Origin of the sequence: Pseudomonas segetis (assembly GCF_900188155.1) — a bacterium.
In the GTDB taxonomy this organism is placed as follows: domain Bacteria; phylum Pseudomonadota; class Gammaproteobacteria; order Pseudomonadales; family Pseudomonadaceae; genus Aquipseudomonas; species Aquipseudomonas segetis.
The window spans coordinates 241,340-262,320 of record NZ_FZOG01000005.1 but is presented as its reverse complement, the minus strand read 5'-3'; the positions used below and the strand labels follow the sequence as shown (position 1 = coordinate 262,320).

General features: G+C 56.8%; 18 protein-coding genes and 2 pseudogenes. 10 read left to right on the top strand and 10 right to left on the bottom strand.

The window, feature by feature from the left end:
• The first annotated feature begins 28 nt into the window (after positions 1 to 28).
• The 8 genes and pseudogenes from CHB79_RS17120 to CHB79_RS17090 all read left to right on the top strand — a co-directional run bounded on the left by CHB79_RS17120 (position 29) and on the right by CHB79_RS17090 (position 9,406).
• Positions 29 to 901, top strand: coding sequence for an SDR family oxidoreductase (locus CHB79_RS17120; protein WP_089360776.1), 873 nt, complete (start codon positions 29 to 31; stop codon positions 899 to 901).
• 3 nt (positions 902 to 904) lie between these two features.
• Positions 905 to 2,521, top strand: a complete 1,617-nt coding sequence (gene atuC / locus CHB79_RS17115) for a geranyl-CoA carboxylase subunit beta (RefSeq protein ID WP_089360775.1) — start codon at positions 905 to 907, stop codon at positions 2,519 to 2,521.
• A gap of 42 nt (positions 2,522 to 2,563) precedes the next feature.
• Positions 2,564 to 3,724 carry a citronellyl-CoA dehydrogenase gene (gene atuD / locus CHB79_RS17110; RefSeq protein WP_089360774.1) on the top strand — a complete coding sequence of 387 codons (1,161 nt, stop codon included), beginning with the start codon at positions 2,564 to 2,566 and terminating at the stop codon, positions 3,722 to 3,724.
• Positions 3,725 to 3,763: 39 nt separating this feature from the next.
• Entirely contained in the window at positions 3,764 to 4,558 is a 795-nt protein-coding gene (locus CHB79_RS17105) for an enoyl-CoA hydratase/isomerase family protein (protein ID WP_089360773.1), read from the top strand.
• A gap of 46 nt (positions 4,559 to 4,604) precedes the next feature.
• A pseudogene (locus CHB79_RS17100) lies at positions 4,605 to 6,027 on the top strand (acetyl-CoA carboxylase biotin carboxylase subunit); the annotation flags it as partial.
• 341 nt (positions 6,028 to 6,368) lie between these two features.
• Positions 6,369 to 6,608, top strand: a pseudogene (locus CHB79_RS22440) (acyl-CoA carboxylase biotin carboxyl carrier protein subunit); the annotation flags it as partial.
• A 14-nt stretch (positions 6,609 to 6,622) separates the two neighbouring features.
• The gene (locus tag CHB79_RS17095) at positions 6,623 to 7,447 is read left to right on the top strand and encodes an SDR family oxidoreductase (protein WP_089360771.1); all 825 of its coding nucleotides are present in this window, start codon (positions 6,623 to 6,625) and stop codon (positions 7,445 to 7,447) included.
• Positions 7,448 to 7,579: 132 nt separating this feature from the next.
• The gene (locus tag CHB79_RS17090) at positions 7,580 to 9,406 is read left to right on the top strand and encodes a long-chain-acyl-CoA synthetase (RefSeq protein WP_089360770.1); all 1,827 of its coding nucleotides are present in this window, start codon (positions 7,580 to 7,582) and stop codon (positions 9,404 to 9,406) included.
• 67 nt (positions 9,407 to 9,473) lie between these two features.
• On the opposite strand, the gene CHB79_RS17085 is transcribed toward CHB79_RS17090, so the two are convergent.
• The 5 genes from CHB79_RS17085 to CHB79_RS17065 form a co-directional block, all read right to left on the bottom strand.
• Positions 9,474 to 10,052, bottom strand: coding sequence for a hypothetical protein (locus CHB79_RS17085; RefSeq protein WP_089360769.1), 579 nt, complete (start codon positions 10,050 to 10,052; stop codon positions 9,474 to 9,476).
• Positions 10,053 to 10,169: 117 nt separating this feature from the next.
• Positions 10,170 to 10,796: a hypothetical protein gene (locus tag CHB79_RS17080; protein ID WP_010488812.1), complete on the bottom strand. Its 627-nt coding sequence runs from the start codon at positions 10,794 to 10,796 to the stop codon at positions 10,170 to 10,172.
• Positions 10,793 to 11,371, bottom strand: coding sequence for an RNA polymerase sigma factor (locus tag CHB79_RS17075; protein ID WP_089360768.1), 579 nt, complete (start codon positions 11,369 to 11,371; stop codon positions 10,793 to 10,795). Before CHB79_RS17075 ends, CHB79_RS17080 begins: the two co-directional genes overlap by 4 nt.
• An 11-nt stretch (positions 11,372 to 11,382) precedes the next feature.
• Positions 11,383 to 13,080: a vWA domain-containing protein gene (locus CHB79_RS17070; RefSeq protein WP_089360767.1), complete on the bottom strand. Its 1,698-nt coding sequence runs from the start codon at positions 13,078 to 13,080 to the stop codon at positions 11,383 to 11,385.
• A 66-nt stretch (positions 13,081 to 13,146) separates the two neighbouring features.
• Positions 13,147 to 14,592, bottom strand: coding sequence for an aminotransferase-like domain-containing protein (locus tag CHB79_RS17065; RefSeq protein WP_010488818.1), 1,446 nt, complete (start codon positions 14,590 to 14,592; stop codon positions 13,147 to 13,149).
• Between the two features lie 234 nt (positions 14,593 to 14,826).
• Here CHB79_RS17065 and CHB79_RS17060 point away from each other — a divergent pair, with 234 nt between their 5' ends.
• Positions 14,827 to 16,071, top strand: a complete 1,245-nt coding sequence (locus CHB79_RS17060) for a cyclic di-GMP phosphodiesterase (RefSeq protein ID WP_029529607.1) — start codon at positions 14,827 to 14,829, stop codon at positions 16,069 to 16,071.
• 31 nt (positions 16,072 to 16,102) lie between these two features.
• Here CHB79_RS17060 and CHB79_RS17055 read toward each other — a convergent pair whose 3' ends face one another.
• The 3 genes from CHB79_RS17055 to CHB79_RS17045 are packed head-to-tail and all read right to left on the bottom strand — an operon-like array spanning position 16,103 to position 18,092.
• Positions 16,103 to 16,915 (bottom strand): OmpA family protein, encoded by an 813-nt coding sequence (locus tag CHB79_RS17055; protein ID WP_089360766.1) that lies wholly within the window; start codon positions 16,913 to 16,915, stop codon positions 16,103 to 16,105.
• Positions 16,912 to 17,238 (bottom strand): DUF4398 domain-containing protein, encoded by a 327-nt coding sequence (locus CHB79_RS17050; RefSeq protein WP_176443216.1) that lies wholly within the window; start codon positions 17,236 to 17,238, stop codon positions 16,912 to 16,914. The genes CHB79_RS17055 and CHB79_RS17050 overlap by 4 nt, the downstream gene beginning before the upstream one ends.
• A gap of 23 nt (positions 17,239 to 17,261) precedes the next feature.
• Positions 17,262 to 18,092 carry a substrate-binding periplasmic protein gene (locus tag CHB79_RS17045; protein WP_010488824.1) on the bottom strand — a complete coding sequence of 277 codons (831 nt, stop codon included), beginning with the start codon at positions 18,090 to 18,092 and terminating at the stop codon, positions 17,262 to 17,264.
• 111 nt (positions 18,093 to 18,203) lie between these two features.
• Here CHB79_RS17045 and CHB79_RS17040 point away from each other — a divergent pair, with 111 nt between their 5' ends.
• Positions 18,204 to 19,157, top strand: coding sequence for an alpha/beta fold hydrolase (locus CHB79_RS17040; RefSeq protein WP_089360764.1), 954 nt, complete (start codon positions 18,204 to 18,206; stop codon positions 19,155 to 19,157).
• A 63-nt stretch (positions 19,158 to 19,220) separates the two neighbouring features.
• Here CHB79_RS17040 and CHB79_RS17035 read toward each other — a convergent pair whose 3' ends face one another.
• Both CHB79_RS17035 and CHB79_RS17030 read right to left on the bottom strand, forming a co-directional pair.
• Complete coding sequence (locus CHB79_RS17035; RefSeq protein WP_010488826.1) at positions 19,221 to 20,150, bottom strand: electron transfer flavoprotein subunit alpha/FixB family protein; 930 nt, start codon at positions 20,148 to 20,150, stop codon at positions 19,221 to 19,223.
• A complete protein-coding gene (locus CHB79_RS17030; protein ID WP_010488827.1) occupies positions 20,151 to 20,900 on the bottom strand; it encodes an electron transfer flavoprotein subunit beta/FixA family protein in 750 nt (249 codons plus the stop codon). It abuts the gene before it with no gap.
• Positions 20,901 to 20,981: the final 81 nt, after the last annotated feature.

Here is a 20,981-nt window from a genome sequence, read left to right as displayed (position 1 = left end):
CCTGGCCCTCTACAAGACGAGAATAACAATGAGCTATAACTCGATTTTCCGCACCGACCTCTTCGCCGGGCAAACCATCATGGTGACCGGTGGCGGCAGTGGTATTGGCCGCTGCACCGCACATGAGCTGGCAGCGCTTGGCGCGCACGTCGTACTGGTTGGCCGTACGATTGAAAAGCTGGAAAAGACCGCAGGAGAAATCAGCCAGGATAACGGCAGCGTCAGTTATTACAGTTGCGATATCCGTGACGAGGCCTCGGTCAAGGCCATGGTCGAAAGCGTCATTGCAGCGCGCGGGCAAATCCATCACCTGGTCAACAACGCCGGCGGACAATACCCGGCGCCACTCGCTTCGATCACCCTTAAAGGTTTCGAGGCGGTGGTCAAAACCAATCTAGTCGGTGGCTTTCTGGTCGCCCGCGAAGTATTCAACCAGTCGATGAAGAACAGCGGCGGCAGCATCGTCAATATGCTGGCCGATATGTGGGGCGGCATGCCGGGCATGGGGCACTCAGGCGCGGCGCGGGCCGGGATGGAAAACTTCACCAAGACCGCCGCTGTCGAATGGGGCTATGCGGGGGTACGGGTCAACGCCGTGGCTCCCGGCTGGATTGCCTCCAGCGGCATGGATACTTATGAAGGCGCCTTCAAGGCAATCATTCCCGTCCTGCGTGAACATGTACCGTTAAAACGCATCGGCACGGAATCGGAAGTCTCTGCCGCCATTGTTTTCTTGCTCAGCCCAGGTGCCGCATTTATCAGTGGCACCACGCTACGCATCGACGGCGCATCCAGCCAAGGCACTCGCGCCTTTCCCCTGGCCAAGGCCAAAGCTGGGTCGGACCAGGCATTCAACGGCTTCCACCGCGCCTACTTGCCAGACGTGCTTAAAGGGGAATAACCAATGCCGGTGATTCAATCCGAGATTGATGTAAACAGCAGTGAGTTTGCCGATAACCGCCAAGCCATGCTTGAAGCCATTGCCAGCTTTCGCGAGGCCGAACAGAAGGTACTCGACAAGGCTGCAGCGGCCAAGGCCAAGTTCGACAAACGTGGCCAATTGCTGCCCCGTGAACGCCTTGGTGCCCTGCTCGACCCGGGCGCGCCATTTCTGGAGTTGTCATCTTTGGCGGGCTACAAGCTACACGACGACAAGGATGGCACCCAAGCAGGCGGAGGCATCATCTCGGGCATCGGTTATATCGCCGGTGTGCGCTGCCTGATCAGCGCAAGCAACAGTGCAATCAAGGGCGGCACCATTTCACCGACCGGCCTGAAGAAGACCCTGCGCCTGCAGCAGATTGCAGTCGAAAACAAACTGCCGGTCGTAACACTCGCGGAAAGCGGCGGCGCCAACCTCAATTATGCCGCTGATATTTTCATTGAGGGCGCGCGTGGCTTTGCCAACCAAGCGCGCATGTCCGCCATGGGGTTGCCGCAAATCACCGTGGTGCATGGCTCTAGTACCGCAGGCGGGGCCTACCAGCCAGGGCTTTCCGATTATGTGGTAGTGGTGCGCGGCAAGGCCAAGATGTTTCTCGCCGGCCCTCCCCTGCTAAAAGCTGCCACTGGCGAGGTGGCAACCGATGAAGAACTTGGCGGCGCAGAAATGCACGCGCAAACCGCAGGCACCGCTGAATACCTGGCCGAGAATGATGCCGATGCCCTGCGCATCGCCCGGGAGATTGTCAGCGTGCTGCCCTGGAACGCGCAATTACCCGCCCGCCAGGCGCCAAGTTATCGCCAACCGCTGTATGAGGCGCAAGAGCTGCTTGGAGTAGTACCTGCAGACCCGAAAAAGCCTTACGACGTGCGTGAAATCATTGCGCGAATCGCTGATGGGTCGGAGTTTCTCGACTTCAAGAATGAGTTCGACCAGCAAACCGTCTGCGGCCACTTGAGCATTGAAGGCCACCGCTGCGGCTTGATCGGCAACAACGGCCCAATCACTCCGCAAGGGGCGGCCAAGGCTGCGCAATTCATTCAACTGTGCGAACAAAGCAATACGCCGATTCTGTTCCTGCACAACACCACAGGCTTCATGGTCGGTACCGAGTCAGAGCAACTTGGGGTGATCAAGCACGGCTCGAAAATGATTCAGGCAGTGGCCAATGCCAGCGTGCCCAAGCTGACCATAGTGGTCGGCGGTTCCTATGGCGCAGGTAATTACGCCATGTGTGGACGCGGCCTGGACCCGCGCTTCATCTTTGCCTGGCCCAACAGCAGGACGGCAGTCATGGGCGGTGCCCAGGCCGGCAAGGTGTTGCGCATCGTCACCGAAGCCAAGCATGCAAAAGAAGGCCTTGAAGCCGACCCGAAAATGCTCGACATGCTCGAACAGGTCACCGCGCAGAAACTCGACAGCCAGTCGACCGCTCTTTACGGCACGGCCAGCCTTTGGGATGACGGCCTGATCGACCCACGCGATACCCGCAAGCTGCTCGGCTATTTGCTGGATATCTGCACCGAAGCAGCCCTGCGCCCCCTGAAAAACAATCGCTTTGGCGTGGCGCGCTTCTAGCCCTGGCGCCCGACTTAACCCTTCGCTCTGGAGAATAACAAGATGATCTTCACTCAAGAACACCAAGAGCTGCGTCGTACGGTCAAGAACTTCGTCGATAAGGAGATAAACCCCTATGTCGACCAATGGGAAAAGGATGGCCGTTTTCCTATTCACGATGTATTCAAAAAAGCTGGCAATCTGGGTCTGCTGGGCATCTCCAAGCCCGAAAAATTCGGCGGCATGGGCCTCGACTACAGCTACTCGATAGTTGCGGCGGAAGAGTTCGGCACCATTCATTGCGGTGGCGTCCCCATGTCACTTGGGGTGCAAACCGACATGTGCACCCCAGCCCTGGCCCGTTTCGGTTCTGATGAACTGCGTGATGAGTTTCTGCGCCCTGCCATCAGCGGCGAAATGGTTGGCTGCATCGGGGTTTCCGAAGTGGGTGCCGGCTCGGACGTCGCAGGCCTCAAGACAACGGCTCGCAAGGACGGCGACGACTATATTATCGACGGCAGCAAGATGTGGATCACCAACTCGCCAAGCGCTGACTTCATCTGCCTGCTGGCAAACACCTCGGACGGTAAACCCCACGTCAACAAGTCCCTGATCATGGTGCCGATGAACACCCCGGGCATCACACTCAGTCCACACCTCGACAAACTCGGGATGCGCAGCTCCGAAACCGCGCAAGTGTTTTTCGATAATGTCCGTGTGCCACAGCGTAACCGCATCGGCCAGGAAGGCGCCGGGTTCATGATGCAGATGCTGCAGTTCCAGGAAGAACGCCTATTCGGCGCAGCCAACATGATCAAGGGGCTGGAGCATTGCGTCGAGGCCACCATCGAATACTGCAAGGAGCGCAAGACCTTCGGCAACGCGCTGATCGACAATCAGGTCATTCATTTCCGCATGGCCGAGTTGGCGTGTGAAATCGAGGCCTTGCGTGCGCTGGTCTACCAGGCAACCGAAATGTATGTCGCTGGCAAGGATGTCACCAAGCTAGCCTCTATGGCCAAGCTCAAGGCCGGCCGACTGGGCCGCGAAGTGAGCGACAGTTGCCTGCAGTACTGGGGCGGCATGGGCTTTATGTGGGACAACCCGGTGTCCCGGGCCTACCGCGACGTGCGCCTGGTTTCGATTGGCGGCGGCGCCGATGAAATCATGCTCGGCATCATCTGCAAGCTGATGGGCATTCTACCCGGCAAGAAAAAAGCCTGAAGCAGAACGCTACCCAAGCCCTGAGCCAGAGAGAACCCCATGCAACTGCCAGACCTGAAAACACTGCTTATAAACCTCGAACAGGGTGTCCTGACAGTAACGCTCAACCGCCCCGAATCGCGCAACGCCATGAGCCTGAGCATGGTCGAAGAACTGACCCAGGTTTTCAGCCAGCTCAACCAGGACCAACAGGTCAGGGCTGTTGTCTTGCGCGGCGCGGGCGGGCACTTTTGTGCGGGTGGCGATATCAAGGACATGGCCAACGCACGCGCCGTTGGGATAGACGCCTACCGCGAGTTGAACCGAGCCTTTGGCATCATGCTTGAGCAAGCCCAGCGCTTGCCGCAAGTGGTGATTGCCCTGCTCGAAGGCGCTGTCCTCGGTGGCGGCTTTGGCCTTGCCTGTGTATCGGATGTTGCCATCGCCGCCGACGACGCCAAGTTTGGCTTGCCGGAAACAACCCTCGGTATTTTGCCAGCACAAATCGCCCCATTCGTAGCCAAGCGCATTGGCTTGACCCAAGCCCGTCGCCTGGCCTTGACCGCCGCTCGCTTCAGCGGCCAGGAGGCCGCGCGCCTGGGCCTAGTGCACTTCAGTGAAGCCAGTGCAGCGGAAATCGAGCAGCGCCTCGACGAAACCCTGGCGCAGATAAAGCGTTGTGCGCCCCAAGCCAATGCAGCGACCAAGGCTTTGCTGCTGGACACCGAACTGCAACCCCTTGGACAACTGTTGGATGACGCCGCTCAATCCTTTGCCAACGCAGTGCTTAGCCCCGAAGGCATCGAAGGCACCATGGCCTTTGTCCAGAAACGCACGCCAGGCTGGGCCGAATGAACCCGGGCCCAGTGCAACCCCCAGTCACCTGCCAGGAGTAGCCAGCATGCCGGGCTTCAACAAGATACTGATCGCCAATCGTGGTGAAATTGCCTGTCGCATCATAAACACGGCTCACGCCCTGGGTTATCGCACCGTCGCGGTGTACAGCCAGGCCGATGCCCAGGCGCGGCACGTGCAAATGGCGGATGAAGCCGTATGCATCGGGCCAGCCCAGGTTGGCCAGTCATACCTGAAGATCGACAACATCATCGCCGCAGCACAAAAGACAGCGGCAGAAGCGATCCACCCTGGCTACGGCTTTCTTTCCGAGAACGCCGACTTTGCCCGCGCCTGCGCCAACGCCGGGATCATTTTCATTGGCCCCAGTATCGAGGCGATTCACCTGATGGGCAGCAAGCGCCTGTCGAAAATCGCCATGCTCGAGGCTGGTGTGCCCTGTATTCCCGGCTACGAAGGCGCGGTGCAAGATCAAGCGACACTGCATGAGCAAGCCCAGCGTATCGGCTACCCGCTGATGATCAAGGCGAGCGCTGGCGGTGGTGGGCGTGGCATGCGCCTGGTCCAGGCCCATTCGGAGCTTGATGAACAGCTCAATACTGCTCGCTCTGAAGCACTCAACGCCTTTGGTTCCGGCGAGCTGATACTCGAACGCGCGGTGCTAAAGCCTCGCCACGTCGAGATCCAGGTGTTCGGCGACCAGCATGGCAACCTCGTCTACCTCGGCGAGCGTGACTGCTCGGTCCAACGCAGGCATCAAAAGGTCGTTGAGGAAGCGCCCTGCCCGCTGATGACGGATGCCTTGCGCCAGGCCATGGGTGAAGCGGCGGTGAAGGCCGCGGCATCGGTTAACTATGTCGGGGCAGGCACCGTCGAGTTTCTCCTCGATCAAAACGGCGACTTCTACTTTCTGGAAATGAACACGCGCCTGCAGGTCGAACATCCCGTCACCGAACTGGTCACCGGACAGGACCTGGTCGCTTGGCAAATCAGCGTGGCCCAAGGCGAGCCATTACCGCTGAAACAGGAACAGATACGCCTGAGCGGCCACGCGATAGAAGTACGGTTGTACGCAGAAGACCCGGCCAAGGATTTTATACCGCAAACCGGCACTATCATGCGCTGGCGCCCGGCCCTGCTCGACGGCATTCGCATTGATCATGGCGTGCTCGAGGGTCAAGCAATCAGCCCCTTTTATGATCCTATGCTGGCAAAAATCATCGCTTACGGGGCAACCCGCGACGAAGCCCGGCGCAAACTCGCCCGCGCGGTTGAAGACTGCGTATTGCTTGGGGTCAAGACCAACCAAAGGTTTCTCGCCAACCTGCTCAGGCATCCGCAATTTGCCTCAGGCGATGCAACCACGGCCTTTATCGGCGAGCACTTCAGCCAAGACCCAAGCCTGGCAGCAGCAACCATTTCCAATAAGGAACTGGCATTGGCAAGCGCACTGTTCTATCACGCCTCGACCATGCACAGCGCCCAGCAGGCAGAACGCAGCGGTTGGAGCAACTCGGCAACTGCCGGACTTGACTATGTGCTTGAGCTGGCTGAAAGCACGGTCAAGGCGACCCTGACCCTGGTGCACGCCGGGCAACAACCCAGACTGCGTATCAGCATTGAACAGCAAAGCTTCGAGTTGCACCTGCTCGATGCAGACGGCGAGAACTGCACAGTCGAAATCGACGGCGTGCGCCAGCGTGTGCCTTATCAGCTGCAACACCAGGGGCTGCACCTGTTTACCCACGGCGGCTCAGTGTACATCCAGAACGCGACGCACAAGGCCACAGGCAGCGCCGAAGCAACGGGTAGCGGTTTGGTCAAGGCGCCCATGGATGGCGCGATAGTCGAGGTGCTGGTTGAACCAGGCAGCCATGTCAGCAAGGGTCAATTACTGCTCGTGCTGGAAGCCATGAAAATGGAACATCCGCTAAAGGCGAGTATTGATGGAGTGGTCAACCGTATACAGGCAACCCCTGGCGAGCAGGTAAAAAACCGACAACTGCTGGTCGAAATCCAAGCACATGAAGCCGCAGTGTCGGCCAGTTAAACCGGAGAAGATCGATGTCATTGTCAGGCAAAACCCTATTTATTACTGGCGCCAGCCGTGGCATCGGTCGCGAGATCGCACTGTGCGCTGCCCGCGAAGGTGCCAACATCGTGATTGCCGCCAAGAGTGCCGAGCCCCATGCCAAGCTGCCGGGTACCATCCATAGTGTCGCCGAGGAAGTGCTGGCTGCGGGCGGCAAGGCCCTCGCTCTGCAAGTGGATGTGCGCGACGAGAGCGCCGTCAAGCTGGCCATGGAGCAAGCAGCCACGCATTTTTCTGGAATCGATGCGCTGGTAAACAACGCCGGGGCCATCAAGCTGCTCGGTGTTGAACATTTGCCGGCCAAGCGCTTCGACCTGATGTACCAGATCAACACCCGCGCGGTGATGGTTTGCAGCCAGGCTGCGCTGCCCTACCTGAAGAAAAGCAGCAATGGCCACATACTCAACCTGTCGCCGCCGCTCAACCTCGACAGCAAATGGTTTGCCCAGCACGGCCCCTACACTGTGACCAAATATGGCATGAGTATGTTGACCCTGGGCATGAGCGAGGAATTCAAGAAATACGGCATCAGCGTCAATTCACTATGGCCACAAACGATGATCGCAACTGCTGCGATTGAGTTCGAACTGGGCAGTCGCGATGTGTTCAAGCGCGCACGCACCCCGTTGATCATGGCAGAAGCCGCCTGCGCAATCCTGCGTAGCGAGCAGCGCAGCATCAGCGGCCGCTTATTGATCGATGAACAAATCCTCCGCGAACAAGGCCAGACCGAATTCGAACACTACCGCTACGATCCACAGGGCGGGGCTTTGATAGCCGATTTATTCCTCGATTAAAGGCACAAGCAACAAGTTGCACCGGCAATTTGCCAATCTGCCCGACTTAACCGCCCCAAGGCCATAGTCGGGCTAGATCGGGCCCGCATAGAGTGGCTTACAGCCATCTCAACACTGTGGGCCTAGAACCTCATGCGCAATCCAGACCTAATCTCGCCGTTAGATTTCCTCAGTCGTCTGCCCAAGCAACTGCCGAATCTTCCACGCAGGCTCCTAGGGCTTTACTACGCCCGGATAGGTAATCGTGACAAAACCCTGTCGCTGGCCTGGGCGCTACAACGAGCGGCAGATAAATACCCGCAGCGCCCTGCCCTGATCGATGAGCAACGCTCGCTTTCCTACGCAGGATTGAACAGATGGTCCAATCGCATTGCAGCTGCACTGAAAGTCGATGGCGTGCACGCTGGAACAGTAGTCGCGGTGATGCTCGAAAACCGTATTGAATTACTTGCGGTCCTTGCTGCGGTGAGCAAGCTGGGCGCCATTTCAGCACTGATCAATACCACCCAGCGCGGCAAGGTCCTGGCGCACAGCATAAACCTGGTCAAGCCCGGCTACATGGTTGTTGGCGAAGAACTGGTTTCCAGCATCACGGACGCGGAGCCACTTCTGGAGAAGTCATCCCTCGTGCGTTACTGGATTGCCGACCAAGACTGCTTGCAAGATACTGGCACCGCCCCCCATGGCTGGCTCAACCTATTGCAGCAAGCACAGGGCCAGCCTGAGCACAACCCGCTTGAAAGCTATGGCGTGAAGATGAAAGACCCGTGCTTTTTCATCTATACCTCCGGCACCACCGGCATGCCCAAGGCATCGATCATGAGCCACGGCAAATGGATCAAGGCCTACGGCGGCTTCGGCCATTCAGGCCTGGCCCTTAACAGCAGGGATGTGCTGTACCTGACCCTGCCCTGCTACCACAACAATGCCGTGACCGTTTGCTGGGGAGCAGCTATTGCAGGCGGTGCGGCTATTGCACTACGCCGCGGGTTCTCGGCCAGCGCATTCTGGTCCGATGTGCAGCGTTACCAGGCGACCTGCTTTGCTTACATCGGCGAGCTGTGCCGCTACCTGCTCAACCAGCCGGAATGCCCCGAGGAAAAGAACAACAGCCTGCGCAGCATGATCGGCAACGGGTTGCGTCCCGCAATCTGGCAGGCATTCAAGAACCGCTTCGAGATCGAGCAGGTTACCGAGTTCTATGCCTCGAGCGAGGGCAACATTGGCTTCACCAATGTGTTCAACTTTGACAATACCGTAGGCTTTTCACCGGCAACTTTCGCCATCGTCAAATACGATCTGGAAAACGACAGGGTTGTCCGCAATGCCAAGGGTTTTCTGCAAAAAACCAAAAGGGATGTACCCGGCCTGTTGATCAGCGAGATCTCGGACAAGTGGCCATTCGACGGCTACACCGACGCCCAGAAGAGTGAAACGGCCATTTTGCGCAACGTCTTCAAAAAGGGCGACGCCTGGTACAACAGCGGAGACTTGATGCGCGACATCGGCTGCAAGCATGCCCAATTTGTCGACCGTCTCGGCGATACATTCCGCTGGAAAGGTGAAAACGTTTCCACCACCGAAGTTGAGAGCACACTGAGCACATTTCCCGGCATTGAGGATGCGGTGGTCTACGGCGTCGAAATCAATGGCACCAATGGCCGTTGCGGAATGGCGGCTCTGCGGCTCGCCCCCGAGTCGGATTTTGACGGAGAAGCCTTGGCCCGCTACCTGGATGCCGAACTGCCAAGCTATGCAGCTCCCCTGTTCATTCGCTTGCTCGACCAGGTTGAAACAACGGGCACCTTCAAATACAAAAAAACCGACCTGAAGAACGCCGGCTATGACCCCAGGCACGTGCAAGACCCACTATTTGCCCGCTTGCCCGGCAGCAACAGCTTCACCCCTGTTACCCCTGAGCTGTATCAAGCGCTCACTAGCGAGCAATACCGGTTCTAACCGCAGCAGCAAGCCTGCGACAGCCCCAGCCTGGCCCGCGCCCGACTCCGCCTGAAGCAACAGCAGACTATTGCTTGAATTCGAACTGTAGCTGCGCACCATCAATGGATTCGAATGTCCCCTTGCCATTGGTGTCATCGGTGAGCAGCTTGCCACTTAACTCAAATGGTCTCGGCTGGGCCTCCTTGGGTGCAAACATAGGCGGCAACGGCTTTACCGCATTGTATTCATGGGTATCGGCATCATTAAGCTGCTTAACCAAGTCCTTGGGTAGACTCAAATCAAGCTTGACCTCGGGCACTTTGGCCACCGACTTGGCGGCAGGCGCAACTGGCTTTTTAACCTCAGGCTCGGTTTCGATTTCGGGCTCAAACTCTGTCTCAAGCTTGGGCGCTGGCGCCAGATCCAAATCAAGGTCCAGCTTTACGGCTGTCTTAGACACCTCAGCCTTGTTCTCAGGCTTGGGCTTGGTTGTCGTTTCGACTTTTTCAGCGTCAGCGTCTACCCGCGCCTCTGGCACAGCAGCTTCCTTGGGCTGGCTTGCAGCCTCGCTGCTTGCGGGCGACTTGGCAGGCTCTTGATCCGGGCCGCAAGCAGCCAGCAAGGCCAGCAAAACCGATATAACTAAATAACGCGTCAGGTTCATCTTGGCTCTACACAAAACATTGTGTCCGTACAGTTGGATCATCTCTGCGGCCTCCTGCATCATCCTTAATCCGGCAGGCTCAGGCACTGGCTTGCATCACTGGCTTTTTAGCACCCGCTATTTATCCTGCGCGCGCAGTTCCTGCAATCGCTGTTCAATATCAATCGTCGGATATTGCTCTTGCAGCGCCTTGCCCAGTGCTTCAGCTTGCTGTGTCTGGCCGTCATTGCGCAATTGAATTATCTGTTGCAATTGTGCTTCCAGATCATCGGTATCGGCTAGTGCGCCTGGCGCCATTTTAGCCTGGGACTTGTTCGCTTCATGCGTCTCGACAACAGGCGCCGAGGGCATGGCAGATTCAGCCGATATCGCATCGGCCGACTCATCATGCTGCATGCGCGGCGCGCTTTGCGGCGCAGCCATACGCTCGCGCTTGAGCGCAGGCGCGGCGTATCCCTGCATGGCTGGGGCCGCTGCCGGTTGAGGGTTATCGTAAATGGACGATGACGACTGATAACCATTGAATACCAGGCCAACTGCAAGGCCTACGACCGCAAGGCTACCGAACGCAACCGACCAACGCTTGTGACTTGCCCAGTTATACAAGCGCATCCATACCGACTGCGAGCCTGTCTTTCGAGCCTGGGCATTGGCTGCAGCCAAAATGCTTGCATCCAACGCAGCTGGAGGTTCCTGGCGTTGATTTTGACGATAATGCTCAACTAATTGTTCATCGTTATTCATACAGACACCTCTTCCAGCAACCGACGTAACTTTTGCATCGCATAGCGCAGACGACTTTTGACCGTTTCAGCCGGTGTGCGTGTCAGTTCGGCGATTTCGTGCACCTCCAGTTGGCCATGCGCGCGCAATACAAACACCTCCCGCTGCTCGGCCGGCAAGTCATCCAGCGCCAGCTGCAGGCGACGCTGGTCCTGAATCAAGTCGAGCTGTTGCTCAGGCCCCGGTTGTGAGTCCAGCTGGGCATGTTGCTGTTCATCGTACTCATCGCATGACGCATCGGCCTTGCCATGCTTGCGCCAGTAATCGATCAGCCGGTTACGGGCTATTTGATAGAGCCAGGTCTTGAATAGAACCGCTTCGCGCTGTAGCGACTCACTGCGTACGATACTCAACCAGGTTTCCTGAAAGATCTCTTCAGCAAGCGTTTGGTCACCGCATAGGCCGCATAAAAATCGAAACAAGCCAAGGCGATGGCGCTGGTACAGCTGCGCAAACGCCTCGGCATCACCTTGTCGATAACGCCGCAATAGGCTGGCGTCATCGACTTCCTTGGATTCAGAAACAGCTGATTTCACTATCACTCAACTCAATGGGTAGCCAGGTCGGGAGTTGAAGTTTGCAAGCTCTGGGCTAATTCCACCAGCTGAATAAATTCAGCACGCAGTCCAAAGCGGTCATCACCCTTTGCCTTGCGCGCCAGTTCAGCGCTGTCCTTGAGGGTAAATTGCCCGGTGTACTGTCCGCCCTGGAGCTGCTGGGCAAAGGCTGCCACGGCGGTTGCAAAGCGCATGTCTTGTGAAGCGGTGGCGATAGCTGCAACCTGCGCCGGCTTGGCGATGGGCACTTGCAGCAAGCGACTCGTATTTTGCCCGGGCGCCTTGTAACGCAGGCGCAACATGGCCAACTCGTCACTAACAGCCTGCTTGGCGGGTCCTGTTGCCCTCGGCTGATAGCGCAGCGGCTCTAGCCAGCCACGCTTACCTACTGGAACAACCTCATACAAAGCGGTCACGCTGTGACCAGCTCCGACTTCACCGGCATCGACCTTGTCGTTATTGAAGTCTTCGCGCTGCAGCGCCCGGTTTTCATAACCCAGCAGGCGATATTCACTGACTTGCGCCGGGTTGAACTCTAGCTGGATCTTTACATCCTTGGCGACCACGGCCAGGGTTGAGCTGAGTTGATCAACCAATACTTTCCGCGCCTCACGCAAGTTGTCGATATAGGCATAGTTGCCATCACCGGCATCTGCCAACTGCTCCATCAGGCGTTCGTTGTAATTGCCGGTGCCAAACCCAAGGGTTGTCAGGGATATTCCGGTTTTACGCTTGCTGGCAGCAAGACGCTTGAGCGCATCAAAGTCGCTGATACCCACGTTGAAGTCACCATCGGTCGCCAACAATATGCGATTGATGCCCTGCTTGATAAAGCCTTTCTGCGCTTGTTGATAGGCCAATTCAATGCCCGACTCTCCCGCGGTTGATCCACCCGCCCGCAGCCCATCGATGGCAGCTCGGATTGTGGCTTTATCACTGCCTGAAGTCGGTGCCAGGACCACACTTGAGTTACCGGCATAGACCACCAGCGAAACGTGATCTTGCGCCCGTAACTGCTCGACCAGAAGCTTGAGTGTGCTCTGCACCAGGGGTAAGCCTTCGCGCCGGTCCATTGAGCCGGAGACATCGACCAGAAACACCAGGTTTGCAGGTGGCAACTCGGCAACCGAACGGTCTTGTGCCTTGATCGCCACACGTAACAACAGGCTCTGCGGATTCCAGGGTGTTTGCGCCACTTCGGTACTCAGGGCAAAAGGTGACTCCCGGTTTTGGCCAACTATGTCGTAGGGAAAATAATTGACCATTTCCTCCAGGCGCACCGCATCCGGTTGCGGCAGTTGCCCCTGATTGAGCAGGCGTCGAACGTTGGCATAAGCACCGGTATCGACATCAATACTGAAGGTGGACACCGGGTTCTGCGCAGCGGCCATGACCGGATTTGCCGGATAATGCTGATATTGCTCCCTGCTTGTATCGGCATTGAATTGCCCATCGATGGGGACGGACAAAGCTCTAGCGTGGCTGACCACATCAGCGTACTCGGCACTGATGTGTTTATTCATCGCAGGTGCTGACGCAAGCCTTGCCCGTTCGTAGGTAACAGGCGGCTTGACTGAAGCAGGTTTAACGGGCTCTGGCACATCGTAGCTGCACGCACTCAACGCGATGAGCAACGAGCTGGCGAAACCGTATAACAGGATATTGGGGCAACGAGTTGGGGTGGGCATGGCTGCGCCTCCTTGAATGATTCATTCAAGTAGACGCAGCCGGTTGTGCAGCGGGGTTAAGATGGATCAATTTATCTGTGCGGGCTGGACCTCCTGGCACAACTGGGTCGCAAGCATGCCCAAGGTCATTACCGCACGCTCGGCCTCGCGATTCCACGGCACGCCGCAGTTAATCCGCACACAATGATTGAACTGCTCGGTGTTACTGAAGATCAATCCCGGCGCAATACTGATGCCTTGCTGCAACGCACGGGTATGCAAGTCCTTGGTATTGACCCGGGCAGGCAAACTCACCCACAAGATGAAGCCTCCTTTGGGCCGGGTCATTTGTGTGCCCTCGGGAAAATACTGCTGCACCGCCAGCTGGAAGGCGCTGAGGTTTTTGCGGTACTCCTGACGGATATAGCGCAAGTGCCGGTCATAACCGCCATTCTCAAGGTAGGCAGCTACTGTCATCTGCGTGACACTGCAAGCCGAGTGAGTCGAGAATGTCTGCAGTCGCTGGATTTCATCCTGGTATTTGCCGGCGATAATCCAACCAATGCGCACGCCGGGAGACAGCGTCTTCGAGAAGCTTGAGCAATACACCACCCGCCCCTCACGGTCATTGGACTTCAAGGCCTTGGTCGGGCCTTGCTCGAACATCAACTCGCCGTAGATATCATCTTCGATAATCTGGATATCAAAATTCTCGGCCAGTCTGAGCAACTGCTTTTGCCGGTCTTCAGGAATGGTGCCACCCAGCGGATTGCTCAAGCGCGGCGTCAGCACCAAGGCTTTGATCGGCCACTGGCTGGCAGCCAGTTGCAATGCCTCAAGACTCATGCCGGTGGTTGGGTCACTAGGAATTTCAATCACTTTCAAACCGAGCAGGTCGGCTAACTGCAGCAATCCATAATAGGTTGGCGACTCAGCCGCAATCAGGTCACCAGGTTTTGTCAGGACACGCAAAGACATCTGCAGCGCGTCCACACAACCGTGGGTGATGACCACCTCGGACGGATCAACCACCACGCCAGCGTCGCGCATGCGAATCGCAACCTGGCGGCGCAGCGGTTCATACCCAGGACTGAACATGTAGTTGAAGGCACGCGCACTCTGAAAGCGAGTGACCTTGGCCAATTGTTGATGCAATGCCCGAGCCGGTAGATAGTCGATATGCGGAACAGCAGCGCCCAGCGGAAACACGCCCTCACGACGCGACTCATCCAACACTTGATTAATGATGCTACTGCGAGTCACCAGGCTTGGACGCTCGACCTTCGCCACATCAGGCGTTGGTGCCGTCAGCGCAGGCGTTTGGTGGACGTAATAACCCGACTGCGGACGTGCCCGGATAAGCCCCTGATCCTCAAGATTGGCATAGGCCTGCAGCACAGTGGCGTGACTAACGCTCAGTTGAGTGCTCATCTTGCGCACCGACGGCACGCGCTCTCCAGGCTGGTAAACACCACGCCGAATATCCTCAGCCAGTTGCTGGGCAATGCGTTGATAGAGCAACAGATTAGTCATATGCGCGTTCTCGCCTTACTGAACCGTAACAGTAACCCGAACCTTGGAAATTGCACCGGTACAGATTCTTTTATACTGGACGATACAGTTGAGTTCTGCCAATTCTGTTACGGTCTAAAAAACAATATCAGCAACTGTTTTACACCTATGCCCAAAGCACACACCAATTCTTGGACGCTAGAGACAATCCACACCTAAACTTGAACGCATAACAACATGGAGCGCCAACTTCCAGTGCTCAAAAAAATCGAAATCAGCCAACTGCGGTTGGGAATGTACATCCATGAGTTCGCGGGCTCCTGGATGGATCATCCATTCTGGAAAGGCCGTTTTCTACTTACCCGCCCTGAAGACTTGCGCGCGATACGTAACTCGAACCTGCGTGAACTGTGGATTGACGCCAGCAAGGGCGAAGATCTTGCCCAGACTGAAAACAGCAAAACCGAACAGCAGGTTGCCGCGCAAACCGATGCATTGCTCTGTGCCGCGCTGCAAACCGAGCGGGTTGCCAAGGTTGAGCTCAATGATGAAATCAACCGTGCACTAAAGATCTGTGCCAAATCCAAGGCTGCCGTGGTTGAAATGTTCACCGATGCACGCATGGGCAAGGCTGTCGCAGTTGATCAGGTGTCATCGCTGATCGATGAAATAGCCGTATCGGTACAGCGCCACCCTGGCGCCTTGATCAGCCTTGCACGCCTGAAAACCGCCGACGAGTACACCTACATGCACTCGGTTGCCGTCAGTGCCCTGATGATTGCCTTGGCTCAAGAGCTCGAGCTGCCGGCTGAACTGGTCAAAGAGGCCGGCATCGCTGGCCTGCTGCATGACATCGGGAAGATGGCCATTCCCGATTCGATTCTGAACAAGCCCGGGAGCCTTAGCGAGGCTGAATTCAACAGGGTACGCAGCCATCCCGCTGCAGGGCATGCAATGCTTTTGCATAACCCGCTGATCAGCCCACAGGTGCTGGATGTTTGCCTCAGCCACCACGAGAAAATGGATGGAAGTGGCTACCCGAACAAAACACAAGGGCAAGACATCAGCTTGTTTGCACGCATGGGCGCTGTCTGCGATGTGTATGACGCCATTACCTCGGACCGCCCCTACAAAAAGGGTTGGGACCCTGCCGAATCGATTCGAAAAATGGCTGAATGGCAGGGGCATTTCGATGCGCAAGTATTCCAGGCCTTCGTTAAATGCGTGGGTATTTACCCCTGCGGAGCGCTGGTTCGCCTGGAAAGCGGTCGGCTTGCCGTGGTGATGGAACAAAGCACAAAGTCGTTACTGACACCGGTGGTCAAGGTGTTCTTTTCCGCCCGCTCGAAAGTGCCCATCAAGCAAGAAATTATTGACCTGAGCAAAGTTGCCGGGCGCGACAAAATCATTAGCCGCGAAGACCCGGACAACTGGAATTTCAAGCACCTCGAGGCACTCTGGTCGGGTTTGCAATCGAGCAAGAAATCCTTGTTTGATTAGCCCATGGCGGTAAAGCCCCCGACCGCAGGGTTTAGCGGCTTTCGCCCAGGCCGCCCAGCTCATCGGAGAACACAATCTCAACCCGACGGTTCTGCGCGCGGCCCTTGAACGAAGCGTTTTCAGCAACAGGAAAACTCTCGCCCAAGCCTTTGACACTGATGCGCTTGCTGTCGACACCCAAGTCCGTCAAGACATCGGCCACCGCTTGTGCCCGAGCGCGTGACAACTCGAGATTCTGTGCATCATCGCCGCTGCTGTCGGTATAGCCTTCAATGCGCACGATACGCCGCGGGTTGAGCTGCAAAAACTGCACAACCTTGAGCACCGTGCGGTTGGCAGAAGCCTTCAAATCGGCATGACCGGCGTCAAACAGCACATCGCCCAGGGTTATGATCAAGCCGCGATCGGTTTGGGTGGTTGCCAGGCTGATCATTTGGTCGCCGAGCATGCTGCCCTGCTCTTGCAGGCTTAACATTTTCGCCTCACGCAGGGCCAGTTGCAGGCGCTGACGCTCAAGCTCCAACTTGGCCTCGCGCTCTTGATTAAGCATCAACTCGCTCTTCTGCACGGCGATAGCACTGTAGCGCTGGCTTAAATAGGCATAATGCTCAACGTCTGCTTCACTGCCCCAGTAGTTCGACAGGCGATCCGCTCGCGCCAGCGACTCCCCGGCCCGAATCACATCCTTGGGCGCACTGCGCAAGACGTTGGAATTCTCCTTAACCGACTGAAAGCTCGCACGAGCGGCCTCCAGCGCAGCATTGCTCGCTTGCTGCGAACCTGCGCAACCGCCCAGTGCAAGGCTCAATACGACACTAAGCGCAACCTGATAGCCTTTACTCATAGCTGAGATCCCAACTGCTGGCGCATCCGGTTGATGCGTTTGTTGATTTCCAGCAGTTGCGCTGAACTTTTACTCGCCAATACCCGGGCCTCGGCTTCACGTGCGTCGAGTTCTGCCTGTTCTGCCAGAACGCGCGCCTCTTTGTATTGCTCATCAAGCAGTGCAGCCTGGGCCAGTTGTTGTTTGCTCAGCGCCAGTCGCATGGAAGCATCCGTAGATACGGCACCCACCGCGGTGGCCTGCTCAATAGCCTGATCGGCAAGGCGCATTTGCTCGGTGGGTACCGGGTCGTTGGCACAGCCAGCCAACAGCAGCAAAACCATGCCTGCCGGATAAATTCGATTGATCACTGAGCCACCTTTGGCGCGCTAGCGGGTTCTGATTGTTGCTGTTTCCAAAGCTGCAAGTTCTTCTGGATCAATGATTCAGGCAGCTCGGAGGCAGCTATTTCTGTCATTTTCTTGGCCAACTGCCCACGCAGCCAGGCGTCATTGCACGCCGAATTATGCGACAGCGCCAAGTACATGGGGCGCCCCTCGATTGGCGGCGACAAGGGCAGCAGGTCATCCTGCAAACCCATGGTGGTTGCCCGAGCAAGGCTTGACTCGCGCTCGGCCAACACATAATCGACCTCACCGAGCATCAGCTTCTGAAAGACCTGACTCAAATTTGCGCCCTGCTCGATATCAAGATTGGCCTTGGCGTAGTCAGTGAACGCCGGGCTCAAGGCATCGGCCGCCTTTGCCCCTTTGCGGTCACGCAAGTCAGCCCATTCGATATAGGGAAAGCTCAGGATGTTGCGTACCCAAACCACGGTGTCGTGGCTGTATACCGAGGGGTAGATATAATCCAGGTCATCAAGCGAGGCTGGGGTAAGCTCAACCCCAGACAGCAGGTCAATGCGCCCACTGCGCACTTCCTCCTCGGCTTTTTCCCATGAGCGGCTGTACAGCACGTCCAGGCGCACACCAAGGTCCTTGGCGACCTTCTTCAGCATATCGGCCTGGGCACCCATTAACTGCTTGGGGTTTTGCGGGTCTCGCCACATGAACGGCGGGTTATTCGGATTGCCCGTCGCCACCAGGCGCTCGCATGAACCTGCGGCGAACGACAGGCTGGAAACGCTCAAGCAAGAGATGGCCAATACGCAGGACTTTAGCAAGTGACGATCAAGCATTCATAACTCTCAGATTAACCATTGAAGAGGCGCGTACAGCACCTCAACGCCCGGATTGAACTTCGTGCTAGTTTAACGTCAGCGCAGAATAACGGGTTATAAGGACATGCAATGAAAAAACTTTTACTCGCCCTGATCCTGACCATTGCCGCGGCCAGCGCAGTGCTCTATGTATTCCCGGCGACGCTCATGGCCAGCATTCAACTGATCGGCCAGACAGTTGCCGGTCTCTCGAGCAAGCAACTTGAGGTCGCCGATCTTAGCATTCATTACTACGAAGGCGGCCCCAAGGATGGCGAAACCATTTTAATGGTCCATGGTTTTGGCGCAGACAAGGACAACTGGCTGCAATTCGCCCGCTATTTCACCAAGCGCTACCACGTCATAGCGCTTGATCTACCCGGTTTTGGTGAAAGCAGCAAACCGCCAGCCAGCTACGATGTCGGCACCCAGGCCGAACGCGTTGCCGCATTCAGCCAAGCTCTGGGCATCAAGCGCCTGCACATTATCGGCAATTCGATGGGCGGGCACATCGCCGCGCTCTATGGGGCGCGTTACCCGCAGCAAGTCGCCAGTGTTGCCTTGCTGGATAACGCCGGTATCGACGCGCCGCAAAAAAGCGAGTTGTACCAACGAATAGAGCAAGGCAAGCCCAACCCATTGGTGGTCAATAATGCTCAGCAGTTCGAGCAGCTTATCGATTTTGTGTTTTACAAGGCGCCTGTACTGCCGGAACGCCTGAAGCATTACATGGCAGAGCAAGCCATTGCCAACAGCACGCTGAATAAACAGATATTCAGCCAGCTGCGTGAACGCTACATCCCGCTTGAGCCGGAACTGCCCAAGATCGAAGCGCCAACCCTGTTGCTCTGGGGCGATCACGACCGGGTTCTCGATGTGTCGAGCATCAAAGTCATGCAACCGCTACTCAAGCAGCCAAGCGTGGTGGTAATGAAAGACTGCGGTCATGTACCTATGATCGAGCGTCCCGAAGAAACAGCCAGGCACTACCGGGCATTTCTCGACAAGGTTGCCAGGCTTGAGGCTACCAAACCCAGTTCCTGAGGATTGCCAGAGGTACAAAAAACCCGCTCGGTGAGCGGGTTTTTATTGAGCTTGTAAACCGGATTAAACCAGCTTCTCCAGCTCAGGCACTGCTTCAAACAGGTCAGCAACCAGACCGTAGTCTGCAACCTGGAAGATCGGTGCTTCTTCGTCCTTGTTGATAGCGACGATAACCTTCGAGTCTTTCATACCGGCCAGGTGCTGAATCGCACCGCTGATACCTACAGCGATGTACAGCTGTGGCGCAACAATTTTACCGGTCTGACCAACCTGCATGTCGTTCGGTACAAAGCCTGCGTCAACTGCAGCGCGCGAAGCGCCTACGGCAGCGCCCAGCTTGTCGGCAACGGCGTACAGGTGCTTGAAGTTGTCGCCGTTCTGCATGCCACGGCCGCCAGAGATGACGATCTTGGCAGCGGTCAGCTCAGGACGGTCAGACTTGGCCAACTCTTCGCCCACGAATGCCGAAGTACCCGAGTCAGCGCCAGCCGATACGGCCTCAACAGCAGCAGAGCCACCTTCGGCAGCAACTGGGTCAAACCCGGTGGCACGCACGGTGATGACCTTGATCGCAGCAGACGACTGCACGGTGGCAATGGCGTTACCGGCGTAGATCGGACGCTTGAAGGTATCCGGGCTTTCAACCGAGATGATTTCAGAAATCTGATCAACGTCCAGCTGCGCGGCAACGCGTGGCAGGAAGTTTTTGCCGTTGGTGGTCGCGGCAGCCAGGATGTGGCTGTAGCCAGCACCCAGCTCAGCGATCAGCGGAGCAACGTTTTCAGGCAGCTGGTGGGCAAAGGCTGCGTTATCGGCAACCAGTACTTTGGTGACGCCTGCGATTTTGGCAGCGGCTTCAGCAGCTGCGCTGCAGCCCGAACCGGCAACCAGCACATGAATATCGCCGCCAATGGCTTGCGCCGCAGCAACAGTGTTCAGCGTGGCAGCAGCCAGAGCAGCGTTAGTGTGTTCTGCAACAACTAAGATAGCCATTTAGATTACCTTCGCTTCGTTCTTCAGTTTCTCGACCAATTCAGCAACCGACTTAACCTTGATGCCAGCACTGCGAGTCGCAGGAGCTTCGACCTTGATGGTTTTGACGGTAGAAGCGGTGGAAACACCCAATGCGTCAGGGGTGAGGCTTTCCAGTGGCTTCTTCTTGGCCTTCATGATGTTCGGCAGCGACGCATAGCGAGGCTCGTTAAGGCGCAGGTCGGTGGTCACGATGGCAGGCAGATTCAGTGCAACAGTCTGCAGGCCGCCGTCGATTTCACGGGTGACATTGACCTTATCGCCAGCCACTTCGACCTTGGAAGCGAAAGTACCTTGCGCGTAACCTGTCAGAGCGCCCAGCATCTGGCCGGTCTGGTTGTTATCGCTATCGATCGCCTGCTTGCCGAGGATAACCAGTTGCGGCTGTTCTTTCTCGACCACTGCCTTGAGCAGCTTGGCCACAGCCAATGAATTCAACTCTTCGCTGGACTCAACCAGGATTGCACGATCAGCGCCCAGAGCCAACGCAGTACGCAGTTGCTCTTGAGCGGTTGTCGGGCCAATAGTCACGACGACGATTTCGCTCGCAACGCCTTTCTCTTTCAAGCGCACCGCTTCTTCAACAGCGATTTCGCAGAAAGGGTTCATCGACATCTTGACGTTCGCAAGATCAACGCCGCTGTTGTCCGCCTTGACGCGAACCTTGACGTTGTAGTCGACCACTCGTTTGACAGCTACAAGAACCTTCATGGATTCCCCGTTACTCTCTGGTGAATAGGAATGTCGCCAAGATGGACCTGGCTAGTGATGCCAATCGGCTTTAACCGACCT

Excerpts from the sequence above, each read along its gene's own strand:
- CHB79_RS17120 (WP_089360776.1), top strand. The coding sequence starts at position 29 with ATGAGCTATAACTCGATTTTCCGCACCGACCTCTTCGCCGGGCAAACC.
- atuC (WP_089360775.1), top strand. The coding sequence starts at position 905 with ATGCCGGTGATTCAATCCGAGATTGATGTAAACAGCAGTGAGTTTGCC.
- atuD (WP_089360774.1), top strand. The coding sequence starts at position 2,564 with ATGATCTTCACTCAAGAACACCAAGAGCTGCGTCGTACGGTCAAGAAC.
- CHB79_RS17105 (WP_089360773.1), top strand. The coding sequence starts at position 3,764 with ATGCAACTGCCAGACCTGAAAACACTGCTTATAAACCTCGAACAGGGT.
- CHB79_RS17095 (WP_089360771.1), top strand. The coding sequence starts at position 6,623 with ATGTCATTGTCAGGCAAAACCCTATTTATTACTGGCGCCAGCCGTGGC.
- CHB79_RS17090 (WP_089360770.1), top strand. The coding sequence starts at position 7,580 with ATGCGCAATCCAGACCTAATCTCGCCGTTAGATTTCCTCAGTCGTCTG.
- CHB79_RS17085 (WP_089360769.1), bottom strand. The coding sequence starts at position 10,052 with ATGAACCTGACGCGTTATTTAGTTATATCGGTTTTGCTGGCCTTGCTG.
- CHB79_RS17080 (WP_010488812.1), bottom strand. The coding sequence starts at position 10,796 with ATGAATAACGATGAACAATTAGTTGAGCATTATCGTCAAAATCAACGC.
- CHB79_RS17070 (WP_089360767.1), bottom strand. The coding sequence starts at position 13,080 with ATGCCCACCCCAACTCGTTGCCCCAATATCCTGTTATACGGTTTCGCC.
- CHB79_RS17065 (WP_010488818.1), bottom strand. The coding sequence starts at position 14,592 with ATGACTAATCTGTTGCTCTATCAACGCATTGCCCAGCAACTGGCTGAG.
- CHB79_RS17055 (WP_089360766.1), bottom strand. The coding sequence starts at position 16,915 with ATGAGTAAAGGCTATCAGGTTGCGCTTAGTGTCGTATTGAGCCTTGCA.
- CHB79_RS17050 (WP_176443216.1), bottom strand. The coding sequence starts at position 17,238 with ATGGTTTTGCTGCTGTTGGCTGGCTGTGCCAACGACCCGGTACCCACC.
- CHB79_RS17045 (WP_010488824.1), bottom strand. The coding sequence starts at position 18,092 with ATGCTTGATCGTCACTTGCTAAAGTCCTGCGTATTGGCCATCTCTTGC.
- CHB79_RS17040 (WP_089360764.1), top strand. The coding sequence starts at position 18,204 with ATGAAAAAACTTTTACTCGCCCTGATCCTGACCATTGCCGCGGCCAGC.
- CHB79_RS17035 (WP_010488826.1), bottom strand. The coding sequence starts at position 20,150 with ATGGCTATCTTAGTTGTTGCAGAACACACTAACGCTGCTCTGGCTGCT.
- CHB79_RS17030 (WP_010488827.1), bottom strand. The coding sequence starts at position 20,900 with ATGAAGGTTCTTGTAGCTGTCAAACGAGTGGTCGACTACAACGTCAAG.